Below are 6482 nucleotides of genomic sequence, written 5' to 3'. Positions count from 1 at the left end.
TAATGCCGCCATGGAGTCATTCTGGGCGCGGATGCAGGTCGAGCTACTTAACACCCGCAGATGGGCCACCACGATCGAATTGGCCGCCGCCATGGCCGATTACATCGACAACTTCTACAACGCGGAACGCCGTCACAGCTATCTCGGTAACATCAGCCCCACAGAGTTCGAAACGCTCTGGACGTCCACCTATTCGATCCCTCAACTCGCATAACCACGGCTCGAAACAGCGGGGACAGATCAGTTCACGGGGTCCGGTCAGTAACCCGGCGGGTGCGCAAGAAAGTCAGCGACGATATCGCGTAGCATCACCCACCGAAGCAAGAACCTCCGCAGGCCGATTTACACCGGATTCCGGACGCCACCTCGCAATCTCACCCACTACCGAATCCGCTCACTGCTGCACAGCGGCGCACTCCACGCACTGGTCAATGCACTCTGAATTACGAAGAGCCATGTCGTGGCGATACGGCACCACCGTCGATGCCATCAATCCTCCTCGCGGTGACTAACGTGCACGTGACAACTCAGCCGAGTCATAAGGAACGCGAGATGATTTCCTTCATCACCTCGTTCGTACCGGCGTAGATCTTTTGCACGCGCTGATCCACCCACAATCGGGAGATGGGGTACTCGGTCATGTAGCCATATCCGCCGTGAAGCTGCATACAGTCATCGAGTACCTTCATCGCTCGCTCAGTGGTCCACCACTTCGCCATGGCGACTGTCTGCACGTCAAGTTGACCCGCAAGGTGCAGGTCGATGCAGTGGTCGAGAAATACTCGTGCGATGCGCGTCTCGGTCGCGGCTTCAGCCAGCGTGAACTTGGTGTTCTGAAAGCCGAAGACAGGCCGACCAAACGCCTCCCGCTCACGGGTGTACTTGAGCGTCTGCTCTAAGGCCAGTTCCATCGCTGCGACAGCCCCAAGCGCGACGATGAGTCGCTCTTGGGGCAGCTGCGTCATCAGCTGAATGAAGCCCTGTCCCTCGGCCTGGCCCAGTAGATGCGAGCGCGGAACTCTCACTTCATCGAAGAACAACTCGGAGGTGTCCTGGCCGCGTTGGCCGATCTTGTCGAGAACCTTGCCACGCCGGAATCCCGCCCGGTCAGCCTCGACAGCGATCAAAGAGATGCCCGCAGCGCCCTGGCTCGGATCTGTCTTGGCAACAACGATGATGAGGTCGGCCTGTTGGCCGTTGGTGATGAAAGTCTTGGAGCCGGTGATCACGTACTCGTCACCGTCCAGGAGGGCCTTTGTCTTGACGCTCTGGAGATCGGACCCGGTCCCCGCTTCTGTCATGGCTATCGCCCCGATCATTTCACCGGACGCCATCCTGGGAAGCCACTGCCCGCGCAGCTCTTCAGTCGCGTACTGCAGGATGTAATGGGCCACGATTCCGCTGTGCAGTCCCGCGCCCCATGAGCTGTCACCGATGCGGGCCTGCTCTTCGAGCACGACCGCTTCGTGCGCAAAAGTGCCACCGCCTCCACCATATTCCTCAGGTATAGACATGCAGAGCAGGCCCAGCTCGCCCGCTCGGTTCCACAGTTCTCGGTCGACGTGGTGCTGGTCTGCAAAGCGTTGCGCATGCGGCGCCAATTCGGCCGAGAAGAACTTCGCAGCGAGGTCACGAAGCTCGAGTAATTCGGCATTCATCCAGGGAGAGATTGAGGAGGACATGATTACCTTCCGACTGTTGGAATTCCAGGGATTTGACGCTATGTCGTTTCGATTTCGATGAGGTATTCGCCGGCAGAGTGGCGCGCACGGATGGCCTTTTTGTCGTACTTTCCGACGCTCGTCCTCGGAATATCGGACACGAAGCTCCATCGCTCAGGAATCCACCACTTGGCGACTTTGCCCGAAAGGAACGATCGGAGTTGGTCAATGTCAACGTCGGTTCCGGGGTGGACGACGACAAGCGCCAACGGCCGTTCCTGCCACTTATCGTCCGCGACGCCGACTACCGCCGCTTCGTACACGGCAGGGTGCCCGATCAGCGTGTTCTCCAGCTCCACCGAGGAGATCCATTCGCCACCTGACTTGATGACGTCTTTCGAGCGGTCGGTCAGTGTCAGATAGCCCTCGGCGTCGATCCTGCCCACATCACCGGTACGCAACCATCCTTCATCGAACTTCTCCGTATCGTTGTCTCCGAAATAGGAACCGGTAATCCAAGGGCCGCGCGCCTGAATTTCCCCAACCGACCGACCGTCCCACGGCACGTCTTTCCCGTCGTCGTCCCGCAACCGGATTTCGACACCGCAGATCGGCCGGCCCTGGGATGCGCGCATCTCGCATCGTCGCGTCGCGTCGGCTCTGCCAGCCGGACGTGCAACGGTCGCCAGCGGAGAGGTTTCGGTCATACCCCATGCCTGTACAACGGGCACGCTGTACTTCTCTTCGAACGTCCGCATCAAGGAAAGCGGAACAGCAGATCCCCCGCACGCGACCAGCCGTAGCGAAGAAATGTCCCGCCTAGGGTGCGAATCCAGATATCGGTCGACGTCGTTCCAGATCGTCGGCACTGCACCGGCCACGGTCGGCTTGGTGTCTTCGATGATCGACACCAACGGTTCGGCATGGAGATACCGGTCAGGCAGCACCAGATCCGCACCGGACATCAACGCTGCGTAGATAAGCCCCCACGCATTGGCGTGAAACATTGGGACGATGGCCAGCACACGGTCGGCCTCGCTGACTGACAAAGCGTTAGCTGTGCAGGCGGTCAGGGAGTGAAGGTACGTCGAACGGTGGCTGTAGACGACGCCTTTGGGATCTCCGGTGGTGCCGCTCGTATAACACATGGCCGCGGCCGACAGCTCGTCGAGCCGAGGCCAGTCAAATGACTCTTCCTGGCCGGCAAGCACTTCCGCGTAACGCAGAACGGTCTTCCCGCATCCCTGTAGCGGGGCAACGTCGCCCTCTCCGGTGACGATGACGGTGTGCACCGACGCCATCGCTGGGAGCGCGCGCGCCAACAACGGGACAACCGAAGCGTCCACTAGGACGATCTGATCGCTCGCGTGGTTGGCGATGTACGCGAGTTGCTCCGGGGCCAAACGAATGTTGAGCGTGTGCAGGACCGCTCCCATAGAGGGAATCGCACAGTAGGCCTCCAGATGTTCCTGGTTGCTCCACTGGAAGGTGGCCACGCGTTGGTCTGCCGTGATGCCAAGGCTGCGCAGCGCGTTGGCAAGTCGAGCTACGCGCGGCAGCACACTGCGGTAAGGCGTCCTACGATAGCCATCTCCGGTCGAAGTGATGACCTCGCTGTCACCGTGTATGGCTGCCGCATGCTGAACGATCGCCGAAACCGTGAGGGGAACATTTTGCATGGTGCTTTGCATCGTGTAGTGCCCTTTCAGGCGAAGAGGTCAGGACGGCTGTTCGGGTGGTCGATGAATGTCCCGTAATGCGTTTTCAGCGCTTGCAGGATGTCTGCTAGGGGTAGATCGTCGTAGGCTCCCCGGTCGCGTAGATATTCCATGTGCTGGGTGCCGTCAGCGGTGAAACCATGGAGTAGCGCGTCGCTACGGCCGTCGAATCCGATCGGCGAGACACCGAAACGTGCGCACAGCTCGCGATTGAACGCCGGAGTGGCCTTGACCCACGCACCGTTGAGAAACATGAGACTGTAACCGTGGTAGACGAAAACGTCGGCACCACCCATCCGCTCGCGCAATGTCTTGGTCTGGAGGTGGTTTCGGACGTCGGCGAACCCCAGCCGCGCCGGGATTCCCGCCGCTCGGCACGCTGCAGTCAAGAGCACGGCCTTCGGGACGCAGTAGGCTCGTTCTGCGGTCGCGACGGTACTGGCGCGATACGCATGTGGGTTATCGGTCACCGTGTACGGGTCGTACCAAATGGAGTCACGGACCGCGGTGAAGATGGCGATGGCCTTCTCGGTGTCGCCGCAGGCACCACGGATCGCCGATGATACGAAGTCACGTACCGAATCTTGTTGCCAGTCAAGAAACTCCGTGGGTTCGAGGTAGGGCCTGTGGTCGACGGTCATCGGCGCTTCATCTCCAACGGAAGTCCGTCCACCGGAATGGGTAGCGAGGTGTTGTCCCATCGGACGTGATAGTTTTCCGGAACCGACCAGGTGAACGAACGCAGCATCCTCTGCAGGATTGCTTTGACCTCAAGCGTCCCGAATTGCATGCCGATGCACTTGTGCGCTCCACCTCCGAACGGAACCCAGGCGAATCGGTGGTGTTGGTCTTCGCGCCGAGGCTCGTCGAAACGTGAGGGATCGAACCGCTCCGGATCACTCCAGATCGTTCGATCGAAGTGATTCACGGCAGGCGTTATGGCGCACAACGTGTTCGCGGGGATGTGATATCCGTCGATGGCGACATCTCGAACCGTCTTGCGCATCACCAGCGGAACAGGTGCAAGCAGTCTGAGCGCTTCCTTGATCACGAGGTCGATGACCGTCATCTTCTCCAGGGTCTCAATGTCCGGCAACCCGTCACCGATGGCCGCGGCTTCCGCAGCCGCTGCCTCCTGCCACTGCGGATACCCGGCAAGGAAATAGGTGACCGCTGTGGTGGTAATCGTGGATGTGTCGTGGGCCGCCATCATCAAGAAGATCATGTGATTAACCACATCCTCGTCGGAAAATCGCTCCTCGTCTTCGGTCGTGGCTTGACAGAGAGCAGCGAACAGATCCTCCGTCTCGCCGGCTCGCGCGGCCGGCAGATGCCGGAAGAAGTAGTCCTCCAAGACGCGCCGCCCTTGCACACCAGCGCGGAATCTGGTTCCCGGAAGCGGAGCACGCACAAGGGAACTCGCCGCCCGGACCGTGGCGACGAACGCTTTGTTGACAGCATCGCTCTCGTCCTTGCCGCGACCGCCCATGAAGACGTCGGTAGCTATGTCGAGGGTGAGTTCCTTCAGCAATGGGTAGATTCGAACCGACGGACCCACCGGCCAAGCGGGCACTGCCGTGCGAACGCATGGGGTCACCTGTTCGACATATCCGGTCAAACGCGGACGCGTAAACGCCTCCTGCATGATGCGCCGGTGCATCAAGTGCTCGTCGAAGCTCATGAGCATCAAACCGCGATGGAAGAAGGCGTCGATCAGGAAGGACCAGCCATCCTGAGAGAATGCCTTCGCTTCGCTCGTGAACGCCTCCCGAGTGGCGTTCGGTCCCGCGATGACCACCATCTTGGTGCCGAACGCGCCCATCCACGACACCGAACCCAGACGGTCGTAGCGCTCTCGACTGAAATCCGATCCGAATCGGATGTAGTCGAGCGTGTGACCCACAAAGGGCAGTCCGGCATCCCCCCGGACGGCTTTCAACCCACTGCCCGCGGGTGGCGGTGCCAGTTCACGAACCGGCCAGTCCCGGCTCCATCGACGCCATCTGTCGTCGACGGCGTGAGGCGCGGGGACCATGATCACAGAGGACAACCGCTCCTTCACGTGATGCGCAGGTGCGAGAAGGTGATTCGTCATGGTCCCTCCTGGACGCTGGGCCGCTTTGACGGCGCCTCCACCAGTCTTTACAGAGCTGCCATCAATGTCAATATCTCGACATTATTGGCCTAGCGGTTAAGTGCGTTTCGTGCCCTTAGTCGGCCAGGCTCGGTTCTGCAGGGTCTCCGACCTTGAGACGCCCGACGTTTCTCAAGACGTAATCGCCGCTGTGCGGCTTCCGGGTAAGGAGTCGATAAACCAAGGTAGGCCCCGGCCAGTTCGTCGGGATTTCCCCACTCGAGGCTCGATACCAGCTCGCATACAGCGCCCACACCGACCTCCGTAGTCGCCTTCTCAAGCGCCTGTTGTAGCGTTGCGCGATCTCTGGCTTGACCTCGATCGCATGACCCGGATGAGCAGCCACGACCCTGATGAGCGTTGCGATGTGACGGACCTGTGACTCGATCATGTAGACGATCGACCCCGAGCCCACATTCGTGTTGGGACCATAAAGCAGGAACAGGTTCGGGAACATGGGGACAGTGATGCCCAGATATGCGTATGCCTGGGTCTTCCACACCTCGGCCAAGGAGACTCCGCGAGAGCCGCGCACGGACATCGGGGCGAGAAAAGCGGTGGCGCGAAACCCGGTTCCGTAGATCACGACGTCTGCAGGACGAAATTCGCCGTCCTCGGTCTTGACACCCTTATCGCAGAGCTTTGCGATCGCGTTCGGCACCAACGACACACGATCACTCGCGATTGCTGGGTAGTAGTCATTCGAGAACAGCACTCGCTTGCATCCCGGCGCGTCGGAAGGCGTCAACTGCTCGCGCAAAGATGGGCTAGCAACCTGCCGATGTAGGTGGCGGCGCGCGATCGCACCGAGGACGCGTGAGAGGGGCTTCGCGTCGACTAGCGTCACAGCGAGCAACTCGAAAATTAGCCATACCGCGAAACGCTCGAGGCGCAGCGCTATCGGCAATAATCCGATCACCCAGTGGTGAACGACTCCATACCTGCTGTCCCACTTCGGCAAGATCCACG

At 60.2% G+C, this 6482-nt stretch carries 6 protein-coding genes; 1 reads left to right on the top strand and 5 read right to left on the bottom strand.

Annotated features, from left to right (window positions below):
* On the top strand, positions 1-214 hold a 214-nt coding region (locus AC5Y4T_RS25905), incomplete at its 5' end, for an integrase core domain-containing protein (protein ID WP_499956115.1).
* Positions 215-536: 322 nt separating this feature from the next.
* Here AC5Y4T_RS25905 and AC5Y4T_RS25900 read toward each other — a convergent pair.
* The 5 genes from AC5Y4T_RS25900 to AC5Y4T_RS25880 all read right to left on the bottom strand — a co-directional run.
* Positions 537-1682, bottom strand: a complete 1146-nt coding sequence (locus tag AC5Y4T_RS25900) for an acyl-CoA dehydrogenase family protein (RefSeq protein WP_065123242.1) — start codon at positions 1680-1682, stop codon at positions 537-539.
* Positions 1683-1720: 38 nt separating this feature from the next.
* Entirely contained in the window at positions 1721-3352 is a 1632-nt protein-coding gene (locus AC5Y4T_RS25895) for a fatty acid--CoA ligase (RefSeq protein WP_065123241.1), read from the bottom strand.
* A 14-nt stretch (positions 3353-3366) separates the two neighbouring features.
* Positions 3367-4020, bottom strand: a complete 654-nt coding sequence (locus AC5Y4T_RS25890) for a transglutaminase-like domain-containing protein (protein ID WP_065123240.1) — start codon at positions 4018-4020, stop codon at positions 3367-3369.
* Positions 4017-5474, bottom strand: coding sequence for a cytochrome P450 (locus tag AC5Y4T_RS25885; RefSeq protein ID WP_065123239.1), 1458 nt, complete (start codon positions 5472-5474; stop codon positions 4017-4019). The genes AC5Y4T_RS25890 and AC5Y4T_RS25885 overlap by 4 nt, the downstream gene beginning before the upstream one ends.
* Positions 5475-5589: 115 nt before the next feature.
* A partial coding sequence (locus tag AC5Y4T_RS25880) for an NAD(P)/FAD-dependent oxidoreductase (protein WP_499956112.1) occupies positions 5590-6482 on the bottom strand: 893 nt, incomplete at its 5' end.

The sequence above is a fragment of the Mycobacterium sp. NGS11 genome (assembly GCF_059813315.1).
The sequence above is the reverse complement of the archived record's forward strand: the minus strand, read 5'-3'. Positions and strand labels throughout refer to the sequence as shown.